We start from the raw sequence: 25,053 nt of genomic DNA, 5'->3' as shown, positions 1-25,053 counted from the left end.
TCTATTAAGGAACAGCTTCTGCGTAAAGCCTAGCTTTTTCTAGGCAGAGATAGCATAGTTACCATATAGTATTAACTACTAAAACCTTTGTTAAAGGTGTAGTAGAGTAAAAAGACACTTCTTCAAAATAATAAAACCCTCAATTTCGGATTAAAAACACTTAATCCCGTTAAGGTGTTTTTGAGGTCATTCACGTTCACCGATGGTTTTTTACACTTGAACCGAAGTTGTACCGATAACCGAAAATAAGGGGTTCTTCAGCGAACGGAACCTCGGTATAATAGGGTCTGCGGCGTTTTATATATATAAACGCCCAAGTCATGAAAACTATCGCAACTTTAATTTTTGTTCTTTTTATCGGAGTAACTGCTCAAGCTCAAACAGCAACTGAAGAGGTTAAGGTTAATACTATTGAAATGACTATCGTTACAGAAACGTCTACTGAAGAAGTTAGTTTAGAAAGTACTTTAGAAGTTGCTCGTTTATACAAGAGAGATAATGCTAGAGTAACTAAGGCGCTTTCTTTTACAACAAAAAGAAACAAAGCTAAAATGGCTTAATCATTTGTTCTTTAACAATCACTCTACTGCAAAGCACTAAACTAATTCTATATTTCAGAAACTGACTTTCTAAAATCCAAGAGATAGATTACATTGTAATTGTCTTGATTCTTATTCTAGGCAAAAACCTCTAATAAATAGGTATGCACTATTGTGAAAATAGACTTCAGGCTTAGTTTTATCTTTTTACATGGTTATTAAGTATTATAAAACAGGTACGTAGTACTCTTATATCCTAGAAAAGGGAACTACTGTTCAGGTAACTAGTTCCTTTAGTACTATCAAAGGAAAAACTGTTTTACGCACTTAGTTAGCCTTTGGCAGATAAACAGCTTTTTATCTATAGCCATATTTCTGGATCGGTTTCAGATGATGGCCGGTCATAATGTAGCAAATTATAGCAATTACAGCTGAATGATAGTATTGTATTAGCTGTATCCTAGTTTTTCATAGTAGGAAGAAATGAGTTCTTTTCGGATTAAAAGCACAATGGTTCGGTAAAGTGTTTTTGAGGTCATTCGCGTTTATCGATAGTTTTTTACACTTCAACCGAAGTTGTGCAGATAACCGAAAATAAGGGGTTTTTTAGCGAACGGAACCTCGGTATAATAGGGTCTGCGGCGTTTTATATATATATAAACGTCCAAGTCATGAAAACTATCGCAACTTTAATTTTTGTTCTTTTTATCGGAGTAACTGCTCAAGCTCAAACAGCAACTGAAGAGGTTAAGGTTAATACTATTGAAATGACTATCGTTACAGAAACGCCTATTGAAGAAGTTAGTTTAGAAAGTACTTTAGAAGTTGCTCGTTTATATAAGAGAGATAATGCTAGAGTTACTAAGGCGCTTTCTTTCACAACAAAAAGAAACAAAGCTAAAATGGCTTAATGACAATTAGCTTTTATTTTTAAGTTATTTAATTTACTAAGTAATATCTCTTTATTTAAAACTATACTTACTTGCTTCTTATCAAATTCTTTTAACTATAGTTTCTTAAATACCTTCTCTCTTTAACCGTCACCATTTATTTAAGATAGATTTTTGTATACATAAACTGACTAAAACCATACGAACGCGGAATAGAGTTTGGCATTTGTATTTCATTTACCGAGGATAATAAACAGTTTATCAGAAGTTATTTCAGATGCCTAGTATTACTGCGGTTCAGCGATTTGTGGTAAGGTTTGTGCCACTTTGTGATTACCTTTATGGAACCCAAATTATTATTATGAAATCTATTTTAATCTTGCTATTTGTTTTAAACTTCGGAGTCACTGCTCCCCCTAATACAATAGTCAATGTTAAAAATTACGTTTTTGAAATGGGTTCTGTTCTGGCTTCTAGCTCTTGTGATGTTGAGACTTCTGAGAAAGCTGAAATTAGTGCCAAAAGCAGCTTAGTACGATTATATAAGTTGAAAAAATATAGAGTAAAAAAAGCTTTGGCTTTTGTTACCAAATTGGATAAGCCACGTTTAGTATAACCTTGAAAATAACTGTTATGATTGTATTTATTCTAATAACGGCTCTAGCCTTAGTATTGAGCCATATCCTATTATTTCCAAAGACAAAAGGAGTATTACGTTCTTTAAAGCTGCCTTTGAAAAGATAATTCTACTATCTGGGTGAAATTTATGCCACACTAGTTATTTGATCTCTTATTTCCTTAAACTTTATAGTATAGTGGGTTCCTTTTTGAGTGAGGTCTCGTATAATGGAACCTTGTAATTGTCTAGACAAGTTATGTATCAACTTCAGGCCTAATGATTTTGAATTTTTATGAGTTACATCTTTGGGAAATCCTTGGCCGTCGTCACCCATATTAAGAACAAACTCATTATCGTCGGTTTTTCTAAGTTTAATATGTATCTCTCCTTTATTTTTATCTACAATACCATATTTCAAGGCATTAGTGACGGTTTCGTTTATTAATAGACCCAGAGGTATAGCGGTATCTATATTCAATTTAACATTGGGAATATCTATATTCAATGTAATATTACTACTCGTTCCTTTTATAGAACGTACCAAATATTCTGCAAGCTCTTGTACGTAAGATTTATATTCAATTTTAGAAAGGTCTTCACGCATATAGAGCATTTCGTGCACTATAGCCATTGTAATTACTCGGTTTTGGCTGCTTTTTAATAGGCTTTTAACGTCTTTGTCCACAATACCTCTTGATTGTAGACTTAATAAACTAGAAACGGTTTGCAAATTGTTTTTTACCCTGTGGTGAACTTCTTTAATTAAGGTTTCTTTTTCTTGTATTTTTTCTTCAAGCTCGTTTTTCGTCTTATATAAGTTGTGATGTGCGTGAAGTAAATTTTTTCCAAAAACACCTCCTAAAAGGTAAACTGAAAATAAGACGCTGAGAAGAGCGAATAGGTTTTTGGAAGATTCAGGAACTACATCTTTAACAAAACTAAAATCTGCTACGCTCTGTGAATATATGAGTACTATTATCAATAGGTTTAGATTCAAATAAAGTGCACCATAGGCTCTTGTAGTAACGTACCCGGCAACTACAATAAGGGCAAGTACAAAAATAAATGGGCTATTGATCCCGCCACTATATAATGTTACAATACTGGCTCCGGCTAACGTCATCATGGAAACAATGTTATAGGTTAGCGTAAGACTCTTGTGGTACTTGTATAATAAAACGTTGATAATATTTAGAATACCAAAAGAGAGAAAGGCATAGGGAATAACTTCAGTAATGTCTAAAAGAAAGAAACATAGTCCGCCAAAAATGAGAGAAAGGATAGAGGAGTAGTAGTTGACTTTTAAAACTAGTCTAACCTTACTCTTCAGTCTTTTTTCTAAATCTGTACTCTGTTGCATGAAAGGGTAATTTATTTTTCTCTCTATTTATTTAGGTAAAACTTCTTTCTAATGGTAAATCTAAATGTGTTTAATGGTATACTTAAAAAAGTAAGCAAAATACTACCTCTAAAACTAAGTAATTAACTTCTGTTATCGTTTTTTTTGAGGCACTAAATCTGTAAGCTCTGAAATTTGTATGGCTTTTTTCTGTTCAATGCTACGTCTTGCACCAATACCAATGAGAATTGACATGGCACCATCTCTAATACCTGCAGTTCTGCCATAAGGATCTTCTGTGTCTGCGGTCTTGAATATTTTGTCTTGCAAGCGTTTATCACCGCCACCATGGCCTTGTTTCTCCATAGGTACTTGTATGGTTTCATGTTCCTTCCAGAGTTTATGCACTATGATGGGCTCATAGGATAGTTCTTCTTTGTTGGTCTGATCCATTTCATTGGTATGTTTTTCGGCTTCAGAAACGGTAATATTAGTATGATAGGGAATATCTTGAGAAGCTTCAATACGGCCTTTTGTGCCATTAAAAGCTACTCTCCAGCCCTCAAAAGGGGAGTAGGTGGTAAGGGAGTAATTCAGAGTGGTATTGTTGGTATATTTTACCTGTGCAGACATTTTATCATAAATATCTATGTCTTTTCGGAACAGACAGTTATCACGTATGTAGCCGTCTTCTTGTTCGTGGTCTACATAAAGTTCTTTCATAAATTCATTTTGGGTAATATCCCAATAAAAATCGCATTCATTACTATGTTTGCAGGTACGGCAATTATCTCCTCTGAAAGGACTATTTTTTCCGTAGAACTCTAAATCTCCATAAGCGAATACTTCACTTGGTTCAGAATCTATCCACCAGTTAAGTAAATCAAAATGATGAGTGGATTTATGTACCCAAAGAGACCCGCTACTTTCCATGTCGCCATGCCATCTTCTAAAATATGAAGCACCATGGTAGGTGTTAAGATACCAGCTGAAATCTACCGATACCAAATCGCCAATAGTTTTGTCCATCAAGAGTTCTTTAATCTTAGTGGCGTAAGGGCTCCATCTATAATTGAAACCTACAATTAAGTTTTTATCGGATTTTTTCTCAGCATCCAAAATAGCCTGACACTTAATTTCGTCTACGGTAAGCGGCTTCTCAGTTAGTAAATCGCAGCCCATTTCTATACCTTTTATTATAAATTGATGATGGGTAGAGTCTTTTGTAGTAACAATAATAAGGTCTGGACGAGTATCCTTCACCATTTTCTCAAAGTCGATAAAAACAGGGCAGGCGACACCAATATATTTTTTACCATAAGCCAGCCTACTACTATTTATATCGGAAAGGCCCACAAATTCAATAATATCGGAGTACTCGTCAACTAATCTTTTACCCCAAAATGTGATGCCTCGTATTCCCGTTCCAACAAGGGCAACCTTAAGTTTTTTTGATGAGCCAAAATTAAAAGCATGTAATGGCATAGCAGAACTGGCAGCAAGCATACTTATGGAAGACAGGAACTTTCGTCGAGAGTTTTTCATATCGTGGTTCTATTGTACTTTAAATATATAGATTTTTTAAGTAGCAAGTGGAAACCATATCTTAATGATAAATTACCCATTAATTCCTGGTAGATGTCGCTCTTTATCTTTAAAAATAATGTGGTAACCCGTTCCTTTTTCTGTTTTAATCCGTGATACAGAACCTCTTAATTGACGTCCTAGATTGTGCATAAGTTTAAGTCCTAGAGATTTGGTGGTTTTATGATTTATCTCCGCAGGAAAACCTACTCCATCATCGGTAATATCTAAAAAATAGCTTTGAGATTCTTCTGTGTTTTCTTTAAGGAGAATGTCTATTCTACCAGCTGTATTTTCTGGAAACCCATATTTTAAAGAATTTGTAACGGCTTCGTTAATTAGCAAGCCTAAAGGAATTGTTGTATCCAAACCTAGATTAACATCTGGCATATCTATGTTTACGGTAACATCTAGATTTTTGCTGTTGGCAGATTTCACTAAGAAATCAGTAAGTTCTTTTAGGTAAGGTTTAAAAGCAATCTGGGAGATGTTATCCTGCATGTAAAGCATTTCATGAATCATAGCCATAGAATTAATTCTATGTTGACTACTGATAGCTAGTTCTTTTATTTTAACATTTGTAGTATTCTTGGATTGTAAACTTAAGAGACTGGATACGGTCTGCAGATTGTTCTTTACCCTATGATGTACTGTTCTAAGAAGTAATTCTTTCTCCGCAATACCTTCTTCTATTTTTGTTTTTGACGTTTCTAGTCTTTCATGAGTAAGTAAAAGATGTTTGCCAAAAACAACAAACAATAAATAAGAGCAAAAAATGATGCTTATGAAGCTGAAAAGGTCTCTTGAGTTTTCCGGTATTTCATTAGGAATGGAAAGGTATTCGCTTGCGGCATATATACCAATGGTAACAAGCAAGATAATTGTTAGGTATATTTTTCCAAAAAAATGACCTGTCATATAGCCACCCAGAATAATGATACTGAAGACAAAAATAAACGAACTGTTTATACCTCCGCTAAAGAGGGTTACTACTACTGTACCAATAAGTGATAGGGCAGAGCCAATAACAGATGTAATAAGTAGCTTGTTATATTTCTTATACAGAAACATGTTAGCAAGGTTCAATACCGCGTATATTATAAATGTTGCGGGGAGATAGCCCATAACCCCCAACATATAAAGGGCTATGCCAACTAAAAATGATAGGGCAGATGAAGAGTATGCAAAGTCAATTAACAGCCTGCTTTGGCTGTCTAATCTGCTTTGAAACGTATTCATGTTAGGCATTACTAATTATATTGAAGCCGAAGTGGAAAAATTACACCCCAAATAGTAAAATAGTACAAACCTGGCAATTTTAGCCATGAAACTATACTATGGTGGGGACAATTTGAAAAATGATAAGCTGGGGCTTCTGTCAGAAATCTACAATTTTATTCCGAATTATCTGTCATTTTGTGACAGAAAAATCTAATTTGTAATAAGGAAAAATAATTGTAGACAAAAACAGTGTCAGCTAATATAATACTTACGTATTAAATTGGCTTGCTATATCTTGAAATACTAATTTATAGGTTGTGCCTTCAGTAGTTGGGAGGCGTTCTATTGTTCCTTGTAGTTGTCTTGCAAGATTATGAATTAGTCTTAATCCCAGTGTGTTAGAGTTTTTAAAATCAAAATCTAGAGGGAAACTGGTTCCATTATCACTAATTTTAAGGATGAATTTATTTTGAAATCTTTTTTCAAGTTCAATCGTAATTTTACCCAGTTCCATATCTTTAAAGCCATACTTAATGGAGTTAGTCACTGTTTCATTGATTAATAAACCCAAGGGAATGGCAGTATCAATACTCAGCCAAGTATCGGGAATATCTATAGCAACATCTATCTTCCTGTCTTTTCGTTCTACTGTTCTTAGAAGAAATTGCGTAAGTTCTTGTACGTACGATCCAAATTCAATTTTAGAGAGGTTATCACGAACGTAGAGCATTTCGTGAATCATAGCCATTGCGGTCACCCTATTTTGACTACTTTTTACTAATTCTTTAATTTGTTCGTTAGGTGTATTTCTAGCCTGCAAGTTCAAAAGACTGGAGACGGTCTGTAGATTGTTTTTAACCCTATGATGTACTTCTCGCAGAAGGTTTTCTTTTTCGTCTACACTTTTTTCAATTTTAGCTTTTGATTTATATAGCTTGTGGTGGGTGTTCAATAGGTTTTTGCCTAACACACCACCTAGTAAATAAACGGAAAATAATATACTGATCAGGCTGAACAAATCTCTAGAACTTTCGGGAACTTCATTTACTATGAAATCAAAATTGACATAATCAATAAGATATATTAAGATTATAGTACTAATAATAAGGTATAGATACACCTTGCCAAAGACCCTTGTAGATATATAACCTGCTAGTACAATAAGGCCAAGAATGAAAATAAACGGACTATTTATGCCACCACTAAAAAGTGTAATTACAATAGTACTTAAGAACGAAAGTGCAGAAGTGCCAATTGCCATTGCCGTAAGGTTCTTATGCTTATTAAAAGCTGCTACGTTCAATAGATTTAGAACAAAGTAGAAGTAGAAAACATAAGGTATGGTGCCGCTCATATGAATGGCATAAGAGCAAATTAGACCTAGAATAAGACTAAGAGCAGAGGATATATAGTTGAACTTTAGTAATAATTTTGTCTTATCGCTAATCCTGTTCAGCTGTGTTTTTGGCTTTCGCATGTAAACGTTTTCGGTATTCATTTAAAAAAAAAGAAGTGAATCCGCGTTTAAAATGCGACACTTCCACAAAGATACAACACACTTTAATTTTAAAGTGGAGGCATTTCTGGAAGTTAAATTCTGAATAAACTAGGTATAGAATTGCTTGACTAACCGCAACTTTACCTTGGGGGTAATTTATTCATAGCCCTGCAATAGTAGATACAATTGTATTTAAGTAGCGTTTTACTCGTCAATCGGGCAAAAAAAACGGCAACTTATCTCTAAGTTGCCGTTAAATATTGTAATAAGTACTGGTTTTTACCCTTCTGTAAGCACCCAATCTCCGTTTTCTATAAGCGGTTCTGCCTGTTTGTACTTAACAGTTTTGCTTTCGCCAGAGATTACATTCTTTATAGTAACTCTATCGTTACGGCCAATCTTTGGTCGCTCACGAACGATAGTTTCAGTAACCTGAGGACGTTGGCCTTGTGTTTGGCCTGCTGCTCTGTTCTGAGCTGCTAGTTCATCGCTATTAGGTATTTCTTCTTTACTGGTCTGAAGCTCTTCTTTAGGTCTGCTTACAGTTCTAGCTTCTTGAATCTCGTTAGGATTCTCGCTTGGTAGCTCACCTTTAAACAAGAAAGAAACAACTTCTTTATTCACCTTGTCTATCATCTCTTTAAAAAGTTCAAAAGCTTCGAACTTGTAAATCAATAAAGGATCTTTCTGTTCATGAACCGCTAACTGCACAGATTGCTTTAGCTCATCCATCTTACGCAGATGTGTTTTCCAAGAGTCATCAATGATGGCTAGCGTAATGTTCTTTTCAAAATCAGTAACCAATTCCTTCCCGTTACTTTGATAAGCAAGTTCTAAATTAGTAACTACATTAAGCGTTTTAAGACCATCTGTAAAAGGCACTACAATACGCTCAAACTTGTTGGCATTGTCTTCGTAAACCTTTTTTATAACAGGAAATGCAGTTGCTGCATTACGCTCCATTTTACCTTGATAGTACTTATAAGCTTCAGAATACACCTTATTAGCAATATCCTGAACACTCATTTTACTAAATTCATCTTCTGAAATAGGAGATGTTATGGAGAAATATTTTATAAGTTCAAATTCAAAATTCTTGTAATCACTTGCTGCTTTGTTGGTATCTGCAATAACTTCGCAAGTATCATACACCATATTGGCGATATCCACTTTTAGACGCTCACCTTGTATAGCATGACGTCTTCTTTTGTAGACTACTTCACGCTGGGCGTTCATAACATCATCATATTCCAAAAGACGTTTACGAACTCCAAAGTTGTTTTCTTCTACTTTTTTCTGCGCACGCTCAATAGATTTTGTCATCATGGAGTGTTGAATTACTTCACCATCTTCCAAGCCCATTTTATCCATCATTTTAGCCACACGGTCAGAACCGAATAAACGCATTAGGTTATCCTCTAAAGAAACATAGAATTGCGAACTTCCTGGATCTCCTTGACGACCAGAGCGACCTCTTAACTGCCTATCTACACGTCTTGAGTCATGTCTTTCTGTACCTACAATAGCTAAACCGCCTGCTTTTTTAACTTCATCGGTCAGTTTAATATCTGTACCACGACCAGCCATGTTTGTAGCTATGGTTACAACACCTGGGTTACCAGCTTCGGCAACTACATCTGCTTCTTTTTTGTGAAGTTTCGCATTCAGTACGTTGTGATTTACTTTTCTGATAGTCAACATTCGTGATAACAACTCAGATATTTCAACAGAAGTTGTACCAATCAATACTGGTCTGCCTGCTTGAGATAGTTTAGTAACTTCATCAATTATGGCATTATATTTTTCACGCTTGGTCTTGTAGATTAAATCGTGTCTATCATCACGGGCAATAGGTCTGTTGGTTGGTATTTCCATAACATCCAACTCATATATTTCCCAGAATTCACCTGCTTCTGTAACAGCCGTACCGGTCATACCAGAAAGCTTGTTATACATTCTAAAGTAGTTCTGTAATGTAACCGTGGCGAATGTTTGAGTAAGCGCTTCGATTTTTACATTCTCTTTGGCTTCAATAGCTTGGTGAAGTCCGTCCGAGTAACGACGACCGTCCATAATACGTCCGGTTTGTTCATCAACAATCATTACCTTATTGTCCATTACCACATATTCCACATCTTTTTCAAAAAGCGTGTATGCTTTTAAAAGTTGGCTCATGGTATGAATACGCTCACTCTTAATTCCAAACTCTTTAAAAAGTTCTTCTTTAAGTTCAGCTTCTTTTTCAATATCTAGGTTCTGATTTTCAATCTTGGCAATTTCTCCACCAATATCTGGCATTACAAAGAAATCTCTATTTTGCTCACCTGAAATATAATCTACACCTTTCTCGGTAAGTTCAATCTGGTTGTTCTTTTCATCGATAACGAATAACAGGTCTTCGTCTACTTTAGGCATTTCCCTGTTATTATCTTGCATATAGTAGTTCTCCGTTTTCTGAAGCAACTGCTTAACACCTTCTTCACTTAAGAACTTAATAAGTGCTTTGTTCTTTGGTAGTCCTCTATGCACACGTAGCAATAAGAATCCACCTTCTTTAGTATTGCCTTCTTGAATTAGTTTTTTTGCTTCAGCTAAAACCCCTGTTAAGTGATGTCTTTGTTGATTTACAATATCACCAACCTTAGGTTTAAGTTCATTAAATTCATGACGATCTCCTTCAGGCACGGGACCTGATATAATTAATGGTGTACGAGCATCATCAACTAAAACTGAATCTACCTCATCTACAATTGAGTAATGATGTGGACGTTGTACTAAATCTTTTGGCGTGTGTGCCATGTTATCCCGTAGGTAATCAAAACCAAATTCATTATTGGTACCATACGTAATGTCTGCGTTGTAAGCAGCTCTTCTTCCTTCTGAGTTAGGGCGGTGATGATCAATACAATCTACTGAAAGACCGTGAAACTCAAAAATAGGAGCCATCCAAGCACTATCTCTTTTTGCTAGGTAATCATTAACGGTAACCAAATGTGTACCGTGTCCTGACAAAGCATTAAGGTATAAAGGCAATGTTGCTACTAGGGTCTTACCTTCACCAGTATGCATTTCTGCAATTTTACCTTGGTGTAGTGCAATACCACCTATTAGCTGTACGTCATAATGAACCATGTCCCAAGTAACCTCTTTTCCAGCGGCGTTCCATGAGTTTTTCCAAATAGCACTGTCACCATCTAAAGTTACGTAGTCTTTTGAGCCAGATAGTTCTCTATCGTATTCTGATGCAGTAACTTCTATTATATTATTTTGAGCAAAACGCTTAGCAGTTTCTTTAACTACTGCAAATGCTACAGGTAGAATCTCGTTAAGTGTTGCTTCACTTACTTTATATGATTCCTCTTTTAGTTTATCTATTTCGGCATAAATGTCTTCGTTCTTATCAATATCCGTAGACGCTTTTACTTCTTCTTCCAATTCACCTATCTTTTTGGTGAATTCACTGATGTCTTCGGCTATTTTGAGCTTAAAGGTTTTAGTTTTCTCACGAAGCTCGTCATGACTTATTCCTTCTAACTGCTTTTCAAAAGACCTTATCTGTTCTACAAGAGGCTGCAGTTCTTTAACGTCTTTTTCAGATTTATCACCTACAAATACTTTTAATATCGAATTTAAAAAACTCATTTCTAGCTATTTAGTATTAGACCGCCTTTAAGATATTGTGAGCGGAAGGGCACTATAATTACATTGTGCATATGGCGTAGTTCTTTGCAAAAGGTATTCCAGTTTGAAGTCTATGTACATTTCGCCTAAATGCCTGCCAAAATTACATAAAAAAAAAGCCTCGATAGAGACTTTTTTGTTTCAATTAACGTAATATTTCTAATATTCGTCCTCGTTCCAGAGATAATCTTCTTCTGTTGGGTAGTCTGGCCAGATTTCTTCGATGGATTCGTAAATCTCACCGCCCTCTTCTTCCATAGACTGAAGGTTTTCGACGACCTCTAGAGGCGCGCCTGTACGGATTGAGTAATCTATCAATTCGTCTTTTGTTGCGGGCCAGGGTGCATCACTTAAATATGACGCTAGTTCTAATGTCCAATACATTTCAGTTGTTCAATTTAAATTTTTGCAAAAATAATTTTTATAACGATATAGCCAAGGAAATCAGGCTATTTTATTACTATTATTTTTGTATTAATAGTTTGATAACGATGAATTAAACAAATTATTAGAGAAAAGCAAATTAAACTGAAGCAAATATTTTATAATCGCTTGCTAGTTGTCTTTTTCTGTATCCTCAGGAATCCATTTTATTTCATCTGCTTGTAAGTTTTCTGACAACTTTCGTGCCAGTACAAATAAATAGTCGGAGAGTCTGTTCAAAAATAACAGTACGTTCTCGTTGAAAGGTTCATTTTCGTAAAGAAGTGTACTCATACGCTCCGCTCTGCGACAAACAGTTCTGGCAATATGACAATATGACACTGTAGTGTGTCCGCCAGGAAGGATAAAATGCGTCATTTGAGGCAACGCTTCGTCCATTACATCAATTTCTTTCTCAAGCAATTCAATATCCGTTGCCTTGATTTCAGCAATATTCAAACGTTTTTTTCCATTTTTGAGGATTGCTTTCTCAGGATCAGTCGCCAAAATTGCACCTACAACAAATAGTTTCTCCTGTATTTTGGTCAAAACCTCCTTAGACCTGCTATCTATCTTTTGATCTCTAACTAGGCCTAACCAAGAGTTAAGTTCGTCTACCGTACCATAACTTTCTATCCGTACGTGGTGTTTTTTAACCCGAGTACCTCCAATTAGGGCGGTGGTTCCTTTATCACCTGTTTTGGTGTATATTTTCATTTTAAGAAATTTACAGTGGTTTACAGTGTCTTAATAGACGAAATTAACGGTCTCGTTCTTTTTCTTCTTTTTTGGGACTTTCGTAATTATCCATAAATTTTCGGCTTTTACGGTCTTTTGACTGCCGGCGGCTGTTCATAGATGATAATATATATATGACGGCCACAACTCCTAAAATAATATAAATAGTATAGTTGCTCATAATTGCAATTTAATCTAAAATAAGCGTTTAAATCCGAATTTTAAAATGCTCCTTAGCTTGTTCTTCCCTAAAGAAAACAGCTCCACAATAGAACATATCTACCGTTACCGTTACTTTGGGGTTATTTTTTAATGTTTTCCAAATAGCTTCGGATTGTTTTGATTCATAAATACCATCCAGTAAAAGCATGGTATTATTGTTCATGTTTATTTTCTTGGATAAAAGGACCTCTACTTTAGAAGTGTCTTTATTTGAAAGGTAAATTATATCCGCATCTGCTAGTACAAATTTAGCCTCGGGAAAGTAGTTGTTAATCAACCTCTTTAACTCATCTTCACTGTCTTGCAACATAATCTGCTCTGACCCAAAATAAGCAATACTTTTAAAAAGCACATTTAAGCTTTTAGAGCGACTGTACTTTTTTTTGCCATATAAACATTTGGTAACGTAGCCATAGATAAAAGGGGAGTGCACCCCATGTTGATTGGTTGCCGAAGGCAAGAACTTTAAGTGTTTTAGCAACTGTTGCACGAGTAACTATTTGTTATTTTGTTTTGACAAAAAGACTATGAGAGCTTGTTTTCGCTTTTGAAAAGGTTTATCCTTCCATTAATGCAGAAAGTTCAAACCAACGCTCTGTTTTGGCTTCTATAGCTTCGTTCACTTCCTTTAGTTCAATAGAAAGTTTATCTATGTCTTCACCACTTAGAGAGCTATCTGCAAATTGGTTCTGTACCTTAACTTTTTTTGCTTCTAGTTTCTTAATATCCTTTTCTAAGTTGTTATACTCTTTCTGTTCTAAATAAGGCAGTTTAGTCTTAGGACTACTCTTTTTTTGTTCGGTTTTATTTGCCGTTACTTCTTTTACATTGGCTTTCTCTTCGCGACTTTCCAACACTTTACTATCCTCGTAAGTACGAAAATCTGAATAATTCCCTGGGAAATCTTCAATAACTGCATTCCCTCTAAATATAAAAAGGTGATCTACAATTTTATCCATGAAATACCGGTCGTGAGAGACCACTATTAAACAGCCTGGAAAGTCCAAAAGAAAACTTTCAAGAACATTTAAGGTAACGATATCTAAATCGTTGGTAGGTTCATCAAGTATTAAGAAATTAGGGTTTTGAATAAGAATCGTACACAAGTAAAGTCGTTTCCTTTCACCACCACTCAATTTATCTACAAAATCATATTGTTTTTTTCTATCGAAAAGAAAACGTTCCAATAGTTGTTGTGCAGAAATTTGTCTACCCTTCATTAGCGGAATGAAATCGCCAAATTCACGAATAACATCAATAACCTTTTGGCCTTCTTTGATGTTTATTCCTTTTTGGGTGTAATAACCAAATTTAATAGTATCTCCTACTATTACCTTACCAGAGTCTGGTTGGTCTGATCCGGTTACGATATTTAAAAATGTAGATTTCCCGGTTCCGTTCTTGCCAATAATCCCTATACGTTCTCCTTTCGTAAAAGTATAATCAAACTTATCTAAAATAGGCTTTTCTGGGTATGATTTTACAAGCTTGTGGAGTTCAAGAATTTTACTGCCCACGCGCTCCATATTTATTTCTAGCTGAACTTCATGGTCATTTCTCCTTTGGCTAGCTTTGTCCTTTATGGTGCTAAAATCGTCTATTCGTGATTTTGACTTAGTAGTACGTGCCTTAGGCTGCTTTCGCATCCATTCCAGCTCTTTCTTGAAAAGGCGTTCAGATTTATGCTGTTCTACAGATTCTTGTTCAATACGTGCTTCCCTTTTTTCTAAGTAGTAAGAATAATTGCCTTTATATGGGTAAAGCTGACCATTTTCTAGCTCTATAATTTCATTACATACCCTTTCTAAGAAGTAACGGTCGTGAGTTACCATAAAAAGACTCATGTTCTCTTTTGCAAAGTATTCCTCTAACCATTCAATCATTTCAAGATCTAAGTGGTTGGTAGGTTCATCAAGAACTAATAAGTCTGGCTTATTTATTATGGCATCTGCCAATGCCAAACGTTTCTTCTGTCCACCAGATAGTAGACCTACGTTCGCATCTAAATTGTCTAATTTTAATTTAGATAGAATTTGCTTGTAAAGGGTTTCAAAATCCCAAGCATCAAAACGTTCCATTGCTTCAAAAGCTATTTGATACGCATCTGCATCCTCAGTATTATGTAATGCTTTTTCGTAAGCATTTATAACTTGGAGTATTTCATTGTCCGAGGCAAAAATAGTCTCCTCAACCGTTAAATTGGGATCAAGATCTGGTTCTTGATCTAAAAATGAGACACGAATACCCTTCCGGTAATTCACTTGTCCTGAATCGGGACTATCCAGTCCGGACATTATATTTAGAATAGATGTTTTTCCGGTTCCGTTTTTGGCAATCAAAGCAATTTTCTGGCCTTTATTAATACCAAAGGATAGGTCATTGAACAGGACACGTTCACCATATGACTTGGAAATATTTTCAACAGTAAGTAAATTCATGCAATTATGCGATTTTTGGCTTGTGATATGACCAGAATAAAAATAAATATCGTGCGATAAGGGCAGCCCAAATGGCCAATATCAAGGGAGAAAAAAGTTGTAATCCAAACATCCAAAGAATACCGGAAACAACAATTAAAATAGCTAGAAAAATAGCATACTTCGCAATCCAATTAGGACCTCTCTTTTGAGCAACTATAAAAGCAATGATTAAGTTTGGCGGAAACGCCCATAATATATTAAAATTACCTGCAGTAGTGCCGTGGTCTGTAAAGAACCATAGAAAAACAATAAGTAGACCTATAAGGCCTGTACTAAAGAAAAGTATAAAGTCTAACCACCTTCTGCGGGTATTGTTCTTAAAGTCAAAATAGGTTAATACCAGGATAATAATTAGAAGTAGAATTAACCATAGTTCTGGTGAAGCAAAGAAGCTAGAAGTAGTATCTTCTGAATTAGCTTCTAGTAAAACCTTGGATTGAGCTACTAAAGGTTGCCCGTTTAATTGGGCGACATCTAATTGCTCCATAATATAATCCGGCAAAAACATGTGTTCTTTAGGAGTAGCAATATCGTCTATTACAGAGCCCAAAGCTAAATCAATACCAAAACCAGACCATGAATTTATTTTAACCTTTTGCCGTATTAATTGGCGATGGGTATGTAGTTCTTTCAAGTAGTTTTCGTCAAAAACAAGTTTGTCTCCGTATACTTCTTTTAAAATATCCCAAATTTTGGTAGCACAATTGTTGTAGAAGAAATCATACTTATAATCTCTATTTTCTGGAAGGTAGTTAGTTTCAAGAAAATTGAAGAGTTCCTGACGTTCGGCCAATGATAATTGCAATTCTTGACTTCCTACCCAGCGATTTTCGTACTCGTATTCTTTTAAGAAATAAGGAAAACTTTGTCTGGCAAGTGAATAATCTAACTTTCCGCGAACAAATTTCATATAGAAATTAGGCGTAGTAAAGTCAAAAGTGCCATAATTGTATATTGCATTTATGCCTAAACTAGTATCTTCAATACGGATGGCGCTATGTCCAAAGGTAGAATATAGTTCACTTCCAGGGCCGCAGGTAACGACGCTTATCTTAGACTGGGGCGTCAATTCAGGGGCTTGGGCAAATCCCAAAACTGAAAAGCTGAAAAGTAATATGAATAAGATTTTTTTCAATTGCATTTCTAATTTTACTGAATTTCGTTCGGCAAATATCCGAATAAATAATGGTCTGACCTGATTGATGTTAAATTGTATTATTTTTACGCAAAAGCAAATCATTTCATGAAAAAGTATATTCCTAACCTAATCACTTTATTGAATGTTTTCTGTGGATGTGTCGCTACGGTTTTTGCGGTATCTAACCAGCTAGAAATGGCGGCATTGTTCGTGTTTTTAGGAATTTTCTTTGATTTCTTTGATGGATTGGCAGCAAGGGTCTTGAATGTTCAAAGTGAACTTGGCGTTCAGTTAGATTCTCTTGCGGATATGATTACCAGTGGTCTTGTACCGGGAATTGTGATGTTTCAATTATTAGGAATGTCTACAAGTGGTGGTTGGAATGCTAGCGATGGTGCTGTTTTTTCTTTTGATGGTATATCTGGGTTGCTTCCTTTTCTTGGTTTTCTAATCACCCTTGGTTCAGCATATAGATTAGCGAAGTTTAATATTGATGAAAATCAAGTTTCTTCTTTTGTAGGTTTACCAACTCCCGCAAATGCACTTCTAATTCTTTCGTTGCCATTAATATTACTATATCAGAACAATGATGCTTTGAACGATATTATTTTAAACGAATGGTTTTTGATTTTCATGACAGTATTAAGCACTTATCTTTTGAATGCAAATATTGAACTGTTCGCATTAAAATTCAAAACTTGGAGTTTTAAGGACAATGCACTGCGCTATATTTTTCTTATCGTAAGTGCGGTACTTTTATTAACGCTGAAGTTTTTGGCAGTACCGTTTATCATTGTATTTTATGTGGTAGCCTCTTTAATATCTAATCTAGGCACTTCTAAAAGCTAAATTTAGAAGTCAAGTTTCTTTTTACGAAGCTCAAAGTTTTGTCCTAAGTATACCTTACGAACCATTTCATCTGCAGCTAAGTCTTCTGGAATCCCTGATTTTAGAATGCCACCTTCAAACATAAGGTATGACCTTTCTGTAATAGCCAAAGTTTCTTGTACGTTGTGATCGGTAATAAGAATACCAATATTCTTGTCTTTTAATTGCGCTACAATACGCTGAATGTCTTCTACCGCTACGGGATCCACACCAGCAAAGGGTTCATCTAACAAGATAAATTTTGGGTCTGTAGCAAGAGCACGTGCTATCTCCGTACGTCTGCGCTCTCCACCAGAAAGTAAATCGCCACGACTCTTACGGATATGTCCCAAGCTAAACTCTTCAATAAGCGACTCCATTTTCATGAGCTGCTCTTTTTTACTGAGTTTGGTAAGCTGTAATACACTAAGAATATTCTTTTCTATACTTAACTTCCTAAAAACAGAAGCTTCTTGAGCCAAGTATCCTATACCGTTCTGAGCTCTTTTGTACATGGGGAAGTTGGTAATATCCGTTCCGTCCAAATAAATCTTTCCTCCGTTTGGCTTTATGAGCCCAACAATCATGTAAAAAGAGGTGGTTTTACCAGCACCATTAGGTCCTAATAAGCCAATGATCTCTCCTTGGTTAACTTCTAAAGAAATACCCTTTACCACTTTTCGACCGCGGTAGGATTTCATTATGTTTTCAGCTCTTAACTTCATCTTAGAGGTTTCTTGTTTTGGATTTTGGAGGTCTTTATTTGGGACGACCAAAAATTAAAGGAACGGTAAACTTTTGGAACAGCCTTGTGTTTACGATTTCTTTAACCCTTTTTCTCTTGCTTTCTTCTCGCGCTTGGCTTCTTTTTTAAGTACAATTTTTGAAATATAAATACTTACTTGATATAACACAAGCACGGGAACAGCTACAATAATCTGACTTGCAACATCCGGAGGAGTAATTACCGCCGAAAGAATTAAAACAACTACTAACGCAATTTTCCTATACTTCTTAAGTATTTCTGGTGTTACAACACCTACTTTGGTTAAGAAGTAAATAATTATTGGTAGCTCAAACAGAACTCCACATGCTATTACCGCAGCTCTAACGGTACTGATATATGAGTCAAGGTCAAATTCGTTTAGTACAATCTCACTTACTTGGTACGTACCTAAGAAGTTGATTGATAATGGAGCTACTACGTAGTATCCAAAAAGAACGCCCATGAAAAAGAGAAAAGAAGCTATAAAAATGAAACCTTTTGAATGTTTTCTCTCATTAGGATGAAGCCCTGGACTAATAAATTTCCAAAGTTCATAAAGAACATACGGGAACCCAACAATGAAACCTACCCAAATAGCAGTCCAAATATCGGCAGAAAATTGCCCGCCCATGGTTCTACTCTGTATAGTAAAAGGAAGCTTTTCGGCACAGAACGCAGAGTCAAACCCTAAGGAAGTAGCCACGTCACAGAAGAATCTGTAGGTAGGGAAATCCATTTTTGAGGGGCCAAATATAACGGTGTCAAAAATAAAGCCACTCATTACAAATGCTACTGTACCCAATATTACTACGGCTAAAACGGACCGTATTAAATGCCATCTTAGTTCTTCTAAGTGGTCTAAAAACGACATTTCGTCGGGAGTCTTTGTGTTTTGGTTTGCCATTATAATATGCCTTCGTTGATCAAGTTGTGCAAATGTACAACACCCATGTATTTTTTACCGTCTACACCCAATAATTGTGAGATACCCTTTTCTTGCATGAGCTCTAATGCTTCAATGGCCAGAACATCTACGGAAATAGTCTTCGGGTTCTTGCTCATGATGTCTTTTGCAGTTAGGCCACTTATGTTATCGTACTTGTTTAGCATACGACGAATATCACCGTCCGTTACAATGCCTACTATTTCATCACCTTCCGTAACAGCGGTCACACCTAGCATCTTTTCTGAAATCTCCACAATAACTTTTTTCACCTCTGCATCAACATGTACTTGAGGTTTCTGATTCGTGGCAACAATGTCCGAAACTCTTAAGTATAGGCGTTTTCCCAATGACCCACCAGGATGATATTTAGCAAAATCCTTACTACTGAACCCTTTTAATTTCAGGAGGCAAATAGCAAGTGCATCGCCCATCACAAGTTGTGCAGTGGTGCTGGTTGTTGGGGCTAAATTGTTTGGACAAGCTTCTTTCTCAACAAAAGTGTTCAGTACAAAATCTGCTTCATTTGCCAAGTAAGACTCGGTATTACCGGTCATGGCTATTAATTTGTTAGTTCCTCTTTTTATAAGAGGAATCAGCATTTTTATTTCTGGGGTACTACCACTTTTTGAAATGCAAATAACAACATCGTCTTCCTGAACGGTTCCAAGGTCACCATGAATGGCATCGCCAGCATGCATAAAAATAGCAGGTGTACCTGTAGAGTTTAGTGTAGCTACAATTTTAGAAGCAATTATGGCACTTTTGCCTATTCCAGAAACTATGACTCTGCCTTTAGACTCAAGAATGCAGTTTACCGCATCTGAAAATTCTTCGTTTAATAAAGTGCCCAAGTTATGTATGGATGCACTTTCTGATTCTATCGTTTTCTTGGCCACTGCAAGAATAGCTTTGCTATCGTTCAAACTATGAGAAGTGTTAAGATTCTGTTGTTTTTATGTGCTCGTAATCGATAAATACGACCGTTTTGAATAAAACTATTCAAAAACCCCAATAGTTTCTGAAACTTTGTTTTATATTTAAGATTACAAAATTACATAATCTTGACGTATAGCTAATTTAATACCCTTAAATATATTTTGACTAAATTAGAGTCCCCCGCAACGAAAAGTATGATGTTAAAAAAATTAAGATACAGTTACCTAAAGTTTTTTACGAGATATGGCAAAAGATAAAAATGTTTTGAAAAAAACTGATTTGCATGCCTCGTTAAAAAAATATTTCGGTTTTTCCGAATTTAAGGGTCTTCAAGAAGGTGTTGTAACCAGTCTTTTACAAGGTAACAACACGTTTGCGATTATGCCTACCGGTGGTGGTAAATCGCTTTGTTTTCAACTTCCCGCATTAATGAAAGAAGGTACCGCTATTGTGGTTTCGCCATTAATCGCATTAATGAAGAACCAGGTAGATGCAATCAGAGGCATATCCTCTGAGTATGGTATCGCTCACGTACTCAACTCTTCTTTGACAAAAACAGAAGTGAGACAGGTGAAGCAAGATATTACAGACGGTGTTACTAAACTCCTTTATGTTGCACCGGAATCATTAACCAAAGAAGAGTATATTGAGTTTCTTCAATCTGTAAAAATATCATTTGTAGCGGTAGATGAAGCGCATTGTATTTCTGAATGGGGTCACGATTTTAGACCCGAATACAGAAATTTACGAAGTATAGTAAACAGGTTAGATGAGAATATTGCTATAATCGCACTTACAGCTACGGCTACTCCAAAAGTGCAAGAAGACATTATTAAAAACTTGGGTATTACAGATGCTACAACATTTAAAGCATCTTTTAATAGGCCTAACCTCTTTTATGAGGTACGACCCAAAACAGCCAACGTAGATTCCGATATTATTCGTTTTGTTAAGAAAAACAACGGAAAATCTGGTATTATATACTGTTTGAGTAGAAAACGTGTAGAAGAATTGGCACAAGTGCTTCAGGTAAATGGCGTTAGCGCCGTGCCTTATCATGCTGGTTTTGATGCAAAGACACGCTCAAAATATCAAGATATGTTCTTGATGGAAGATGTAGATGTGGTTGTTGCTACCATTGCTTTTGGAATGGGAATAGACAAACCAGATGTGCGTTTTGTAATTCATCATGATATACCTAAAAGTATTGAGAGCTATTATCAGGAAACCGGTAGAGCAGGTAGAGATGACGGCGAAGGGCATTGTTTGGCATTCTATGCGTACAAGGATATAGAAAAGCTGGAAAAATTCATGTCTAACAAGCCCGTTGCCGAACAAGAAATAGGTAATGCTTTGTTACAGGAAGTTGTTGCATACGCAGAAACATCTATGTCTCGTAGAAAATTCATGCTCCATTATTTTGGAGAAGGGTTTGATGAAATCAACGGTCTTGGTGCAGATATGGATGACAACACCAGAAATCCAAAAGAAAAAGAGGAGGCCAAAGAAAATGTGATTAAACTTATTAGGGTGGTGAAGGCTACTCATGAAAAGTTTAAATCTAAAGAAGTTGTAAGAACCCTTCTGGGGAAGGTAAATGCATTGATAACATCTCATAAAACAGATGAAAAACCTGAATTTGGAATAGGATCAGACAAAGATAAAGAGTACTGGATGGCTTTAATACGCCAGACATTGGTAGCAGGTTTTCTGAAAAAGGAAATAGAGCAATACGGTATATTACGCGTAACAGATAAAGGGAAAGCTTATTTAGAGGCACCTCAATCTTTTATGATGACAATGGATCATACGTATACCAAAGAAGGTAACGATGCCATTATAAGCGCGGCAAAAGCGGGTGTTTCCGATCAGAAGTTGCTGAAGCAATTGAAAGATCTCCGTAAAAGCCAGGCGAATAAACTTGGTGTACCTCCGTTTGTTGTTTTTCAAGATCCTTCTTTAGAGGATATGGCAATGAAATATCCTGTTACCCAAGAAGAACTTACTACCATTTATGGAGTAGGAGAGGGTAAAGCAAAAAAGTATGGCAAACCGTTTATATCATTTATAGCGAGTTATGTTGAGGAAAACGAAATCATTAGACCAGACGATCTTGTAGTAAAAAGTACAGGGGCAAAGTCAGCTCTTAAGCTTTATATCATACAAAATGTTGACCGTAAGCTTCCTTTAAGTGATATTGCATCGGCCAAGGGAATTGATATTCCACAGCTTATTAAAGAGATGGAACAGATTGTTTTTAGCGGAACAAGGCTAAACTTGGATTATTGGATTGATGAGGTTCTTGATGAAGATCAGCAGGAAGAAATTCATGATTACTTTTTAGAAGCGGAAACCGATGATTTAGAAGCCGCAATGAAAGAGTTTGATGGGGATTATGAAGACGAAGAACTCCGACTATACCGATTAAAATTTATTAGCGAAGTAGCGAATTAATTTGATATACATTATCTAAAAAGGCAGAACAGGAAAACATATTAGTGTTTTTCTGTTCTGCCTTTTTTTTGAGGAATTATAATACCGCTTTTTCAAGCAATTGTAAACTCATTTTTCTGGCATCCATCTTAGCGGAAATGCCAATAGGAAACGTAAAATTATTTTCTACGTGCCCAAAGCTCATGCCATATGCTGCGGGAATCCCTAAGGGCTTAATTCTATTTATGATTACTTCCTTTAACGTAAAGGAAATAGGGTTTGTAGACTCGTTACAACCAGCGCAAACACCAAATAGAATTCCTGCGGCCTTTCTAAAGGTTTTACCTTCTATTAACTGGGTTAGCATGCGGTCTATTCGGTAGGGAGCCTCCTCCACATCTTCTATGAATACAATAGCATCAGTAAAGTCAATTTCATGTGGCGTACCAATTAAGGCATTAATTAGGGTTAGGCTACCTCCAACCACCTTTCCTGTGGCAGTACCATCCGTAATAGTGTAACGTTCAAACTCTGGATTCGTAGTAAATTCGGGTTTTAGAAGTTTACTATTCTGAATTTCTAATTGCTCTTTTGGAAACATAACTACCTTTTCCAGCTGCTTCATACTATAGGGGTCGTTTAAAGTGCTTCCAACTGGCCCGTGAAAGGTAACAAGCCCCGTTTCTTGGTTAATACCATTCAAAAGAGCAGTGATATCACTAAAACCAATAAAGACCTTAGGGTTTTCTCTTATGCATTCATAATCTATCATTTGCATGATTCGGGTACATCCGTAGCCACCACGAGCGCATAGAATACCATCAATTTTTTGGTCAGCAAACATCTCATTGAGGTCTTTTGCTCTTTCCTCATCTGTGTTACTCAAATAGCCATAATTACCAATTATTCGATTTGTATGATAGGGTTTGAACCCCATGGATTTTAAGGTCTCTTTAGCCTCTTCTAAGATGGAGGGTTGAATAGCGTAGCCCGGAGCGATAAGAGCAATGGTATCTCCTTTTTTTAACCTTTTTGGTTTTATTGTAGAGGGACTAATGGAAAGGTTACCGTTTGCTATTCCTAGATTGGGTAGTAATGCGGCTGCCGTACTGCCTAATGCTGCACCTATAAATTGTCTTCTGTTGGCCATACTTTTAATTTGAGAGTATGAATTTAAATAGAATCATAAAAAAAAACGGCCATTTGGCCGTTTTTGTAAACTATGTTTTTGTTTTTTCTTAAGGAATTGATGTTCCTCCATCAGAATTTGCCTTTCTCAATTGGCGTTGAATCTTTTTTATTGCAGATTCAATAGATTTTTCGGGCTCAATAATATTATACTGTCCCCAAAAATCAGGGTCTGCAAAACCAATAGCCTCGTCACTTAAAATAATAGAGGTCTTAATTCTATCCTTAGCTTTCGGAAATTCAGTACTAAGATTCTTCTTCCAATCCGTAACAGCCATTTCGCAGGTCATGCTATAAACAGAGTTAAAAAGACGCTTGTCCCAATTCACTTTAAATTCCAAGAGTACATTACTATAGGAGTAGTACCATTTACCATTTTTCTCACGATAATCTACCCTATAAGCAACATCAGTAGGCCATACTTGGGCATTTCTCGGTTTTCTTCTGACGAATAGTCTTGCCGCCAAATCTTTGTCCGTAATGTTAAGGCTATAAATGGCACTGGTAAGAATTTTATTTTCGGCATCTATATAAAGCTTGCCCTTGTACAAAGGGTCTAAAACTTGTGAATTTTGCTCAAAACTAACCACATATATCAATTTGTCATTTACGCGTGTTGAGTGGTCAAATTTAAAAATATAATGGTCCATTGTCTCTGGCGAGAATATATACTCCGGATACTTCATGATATCTACAAACAATGCATTAAAAGGTCCTCCCTGTAGTTTTAAAGCTACCGTGTCTAGTTTGTCATAATCCGTACTTTTCCTTGCCTTGTAGAGCTTTACGCCATCTTTTTTAAGAGAGGTATATGGTGTTTTATAAATGTTTACAACAGCTTCTGAAAGCGATACGTTTTTTCTACGTTTTTTGATTGTTTCCCTGTAGAAAGCAGTCATAAGAGTAGGGTCGTCAAAATAATTTTCTCCTTTTCTTTTAAGAACATCACGTACTAAGGCTTCGGCATTTTTTGGTACTTCAATATTAACTCCAGGAAGTTCAGTGATGGAAATGTCCATCATAATTTTGTTCTTCTCTTTATTGAGCTGCGTTAATGAAATGGTTTTTGTGCTATAGCCTAGAAAGGATACAATAACATTTGCTTTGGCAGCATCTTTAGGGATTTTAAGGGAGAATTCACCTTCAGCATTGGTAATTGTGCTTATGTTGGATTCTTCTATGGCCAGCGAAGCAAATACCAGAGGTTTCTTTGTTTTGGAATCTAGAACCTCGCCTTTATATAAATTGAATTCAACTTCTTGTTGAGTTTCATCTTGAAAGAAAGCTGAAGCATTATGAGTTCCTGTAATCATGCCTAAAAGCATTATAAAAAATGCCATGATCATGAAGTTTTGAGTATTCTTTTTTTGTTTTTGTATCATGACGTTATGTTTTAAGGGCATGTTTTTTGTCGTTCTCTCTAAGTTAGTGATTTTTAGCTAAATACGGACGCTCAAGCCAATTTATATTTTGATATATAAAGTACTGAAATAGGCTTGTTTAACTCTTAGAAAGAGTATTTCTATTGCTTTTGGTCTATACGAA

The 25,053-nt window shown here is 35.9% G+C and carries 21 protein-coding genes; 5 read left to right on the top strand and 16 right to left on the bottom strand.

The genetic code is table 11. The features are described 5' to 3' along the window. Nucleotides 1–320 precede the first annotated feature (320 nt). The 3 genes from HW347_RS19320 to HW347_RS19310 all read left to right on the top strand — a co-directional run bounded on the left by HW347_RS19320 (nt 321) and on the right by HW347_RS19310 (nt 2,045). Nucleotides 321–560: a hypothetical protein gene (locus HW347_RS19320; RefSeq protein ID WP_194532162.1), complete on the top strand. Its 240-nt coding sequence runs from the start codon at nt 321–323 to the stop codon at nt 558–560. Nucleotides 561–1,210: 650 nt separating this feature from the next. Next, nucleotides 1,211–1,450 carry a hypothetical protein gene (locus HW347_RS19315; RefSeq protein WP_214613370.1) on the top strand — a complete coding sequence of 80 codons (240 nt, stop codon included), beginning with the start codon at nt 1,211–1,213 and terminating at the stop codon, nt 1,448–1,450. Between the two features lie 340 nt (nt 1,451–1,790). Beyond that, entirely contained in the window at nt 1,791–2,045 is a 255-nt protein-coding gene (locus tag HW347_RS19310; protein ID WP_214613369.1) for a hypothetical protein, read from the top strand. A gap of 148 nt (nt 2,046–2,193) precedes the next feature. Here the strand turns inward: HW347_RS19310 and HW347_RS19305 are convergent, their stop codons facing one another. The 11 genes from HW347_RS19305 to HW347_RS19255 form a co-directional block, all read right to left on the bottom strand. After that, nucleotides 2,194–3,408 (bottom strand): sensor histidine kinase, encoded by a 1,215-nt coding sequence (locus tag HW347_RS19305; protein ID WP_214613368.1) that lies wholly within the window; start codon nt 3,406–3,408, stop codon nt 2,194–2,196. Nucleotides 3,409–3,540: 132 nt separating this feature from the next. After that, nucleotides 3,541–4,932 carry a Gfo/Idh/MocA family oxidoreductase gene (locus HW347_RS19300; protein WP_214613367.1) on the bottom strand — a complete coding sequence of 464 codons (1,392 nt, stop codon included), beginning with the start codon at nt 4,930–4,932 and terminating at the stop codon, nt 3,541–3,543. A 72-nt stretch (nt 4,933–5,004) separates the two neighbouring features. Continuing rightward, nucleotides 5,005–6,210, bottom strand: coding sequence for a sensor histidine kinase (locus tag HW347_RS19295; RefSeq protein WP_214613366.1), 1,206 nt, complete (start codon nt 6,208–6,210; stop codon nt 5,005–5,007). A 250-nt stretch (nt 6,211–6,460) separates the two neighbouring features. Further along, a complete protein-coding gene (locus HW347_RS19290) occupies nt 6,461–7,669 on the bottom strand; it encodes a sensor histidine kinase (protein WP_214613365.1) in 1,209 nt (402 codons plus the stop codon). A gap of 300 nt (nt 7,670–7,969) precedes the next feature. Continuing rightward, a complete protein-coding gene (gene secA / locus HW347_RS19285) occupies nt 7,970–11,332 on the bottom strand; it encodes a preprotein translocase subunit SecA (protein ID WP_214613364.1) in 3,363 nt (1,120 codons plus the stop codon). A 198-nt stretch (nt 11,333–11,530) separates the two neighbouring features. Beyond that, nucleotides 11,531–11,755 (bottom strand): DUF2795 domain-containing protein, encoded by a 225-nt coding sequence (locus HW347_RS19280; RefSeq protein ID WP_013994285.1) that lies wholly within the window; start codon nt 11,753–11,755, stop codon nt 11,531–11,533. A gap of 171 nt (nt 11,756–11,926) precedes the next feature. Beyond that, nucleotides 11,927–12,511 carry a cob(I)yrinic acid a,c-diamide adenosyltransferase gene (locus HW347_RS19275; RefSeq protein WP_214613363.1) on the bottom strand — a complete coding sequence of 195 codons (585 nt, stop codon included), beginning with the start codon at nt 12,509–12,511 and terminating at the stop codon, nt 11,927–11,929. 43 nt (nt 12,512–12,554) lie between these two features. Continuing rightward, on the bottom strand, nt 12,555–12,713 hold the full coding sequence (locus HW347_RS19270) for a hypothetical protein (protein WP_214613362.1): 159 nt from the start codon (nt 12,711–12,713) through the stop codon (nt 12,555–12,557). A 27-nt stretch (nt 12,714–12,740) separates the two neighbouring features. Further along, the gene (locus tag HW347_RS19265) at nt 12,741–13,244 is read right to left on the bottom strand and encodes a hypothetical protein (protein ID WP_214613361.1); all 504 of its coding nucleotides are present in this window, start codon (nt 13,242–13,244) and stop codon (nt 12,741–12,743) included. Between the two features lie 67 nt (nt 13,245–13,311). Then, nucleotides 13,312–15,192, bottom strand: coding sequence for an ABC-F family ATP-binding cassette domain-containing protein (locus HW347_RS19260; protein ID WP_214613360.1), 1,881 nt, complete (start codon nt 15,190–15,192; stop codon nt 13,312–13,314). 4 nt (nt 15,193–15,196) lie between these two features. Next, nucleotides 15,197–16,375 carry an Lnb N-terminal periplasmic domain-containing protein gene (locus tag HW347_RS19255; RefSeq protein WP_214613359.1) on the bottom strand — a complete coding sequence of 393 codons (1,179 nt, stop codon included), beginning with the start codon at nt 16,373–16,375 and terminating at the stop codon, nt 15,197–15,199. Between the two features lie 102 nt (nt 16,376–16,477). Here HW347_RS19255 and HW347_RS19250 point away from each other — a divergent pair, with 102 nt between their 5' ends. Beyond that, nucleotides 16,478–17,221, top strand: coding sequence for a CDP-alcohol phosphatidyltransferase family protein (locus HW347_RS19250; RefSeq protein ID WP_214613358.1), 744 nt, complete (start codon nt 16,478–16,480; stop codon nt 17,219–17,221). 2 nt (nt 17,222–17,223) lie between these two features. Here the strand turns inward: HW347_RS19250 and lptB are convergent, their stop codons facing one another. The 3 genes from lptB to HW347_RS19235 all read right to left on the bottom strand — a co-directional run bounded on the left by lptB (nt 17,224) and on the right by HW347_RS19235 (nt 19,874). Next, nucleotides 17,224–17,964, bottom strand: a complete 741-nt coding sequence (gene lptB, locus HW347_RS19245; protein ID WP_214613357.1) for an LPS export ABC transporter ATP-binding protein — start codon at nt 17,962–17,964, stop codon at nt 17,224–17,226. Nucleotides 17,965–18,054: 90 nt separating this feature from the next. Beyond that, on the bottom strand, nt 18,055–18,909 hold the full coding sequence (gene tatC, locus HW347_RS19240) for a twin-arginine translocase subunit TatC (protein ID WP_155594325.1): 855 nt from the start codon (nt 18,907–18,909) through the stop codon (nt 18,055–18,057). After that, nucleotides 18,909–19,874, bottom strand: coding sequence for a KpsF/GutQ family sugar-phosphate isomerase (locus HW347_RS19235; RefSeq protein WP_155594324.1), 966 nt, complete (start codon nt 19,872–19,874; stop codon nt 18,909–18,911). The genes tatC and HW347_RS19235 overlap by 1 nt, the downstream gene beginning before the upstream one ends. A gap of 256 nt (nt 19,875–20,130) precedes the next feature. Here HW347_RS19235 and HW347_RS19230 point away from each other — a divergent pair, with 256 nt between their 5' ends. Continuing rightward, the gene (locus HW347_RS19230) at nt 20,131–22,341 is read left to right on the top strand and encodes a RecQ family ATP-dependent DNA helicase (RefSeq protein WP_214613356.1); all 2,211 of its coding nucleotides are present in this window, start codon (nt 20,131–20,133) and stop codon (nt 22,339–22,341) included. Nucleotides 22,342–22,417: 76 nt separating this feature from the next. Here HW347_RS19230 and HW347_RS19225 read toward each other — a convergent pair whose 3' ends face one another. Together HW347_RS19225 and HW347_RS19220 are read right to left on the bottom strand one after the other, a co-directional pair. Next, on the bottom strand, nt 22,418–23,470 hold the full coding sequence (locus HW347_RS19225) for a S66 peptidase family protein (protein WP_214613355.1): 1,053 nt from the start codon (nt 23,468–23,470) through the stop codon (nt 22,418–22,420). An 88-nt stretch (nt 23,471–23,558) separates the two neighbouring features. Next, complete coding sequence (locus tag HW347_RS19220) at nt 23,559–24,890, bottom strand: carboxypeptidase-like regulatory domain-containing protein (RefSeq protein ID WP_225901993.1); 1,332 nt, start codon at nt 24,888–24,890, stop codon at nt 23,559–23,561. Nucleotides 24,891–25,053 lie beyond the last annotated feature (163 nt).

The sequence above is a fragment of the Zobellia barbeyronii genome (assembly GCF_018603515.1).
In the GTDB taxonomy this organism is placed as follows: Bacteria; Bacteroidota; Bacteroidia; order Flavobacteriales; family Flavobacteriaceae; genus Zobellia; species Zobellia barbeyronii.
The sequence above is the reverse complement of the archived record's forward strand: the minus strand, read 5'-3'. Positions and strand labels throughout refer to the sequence as shown.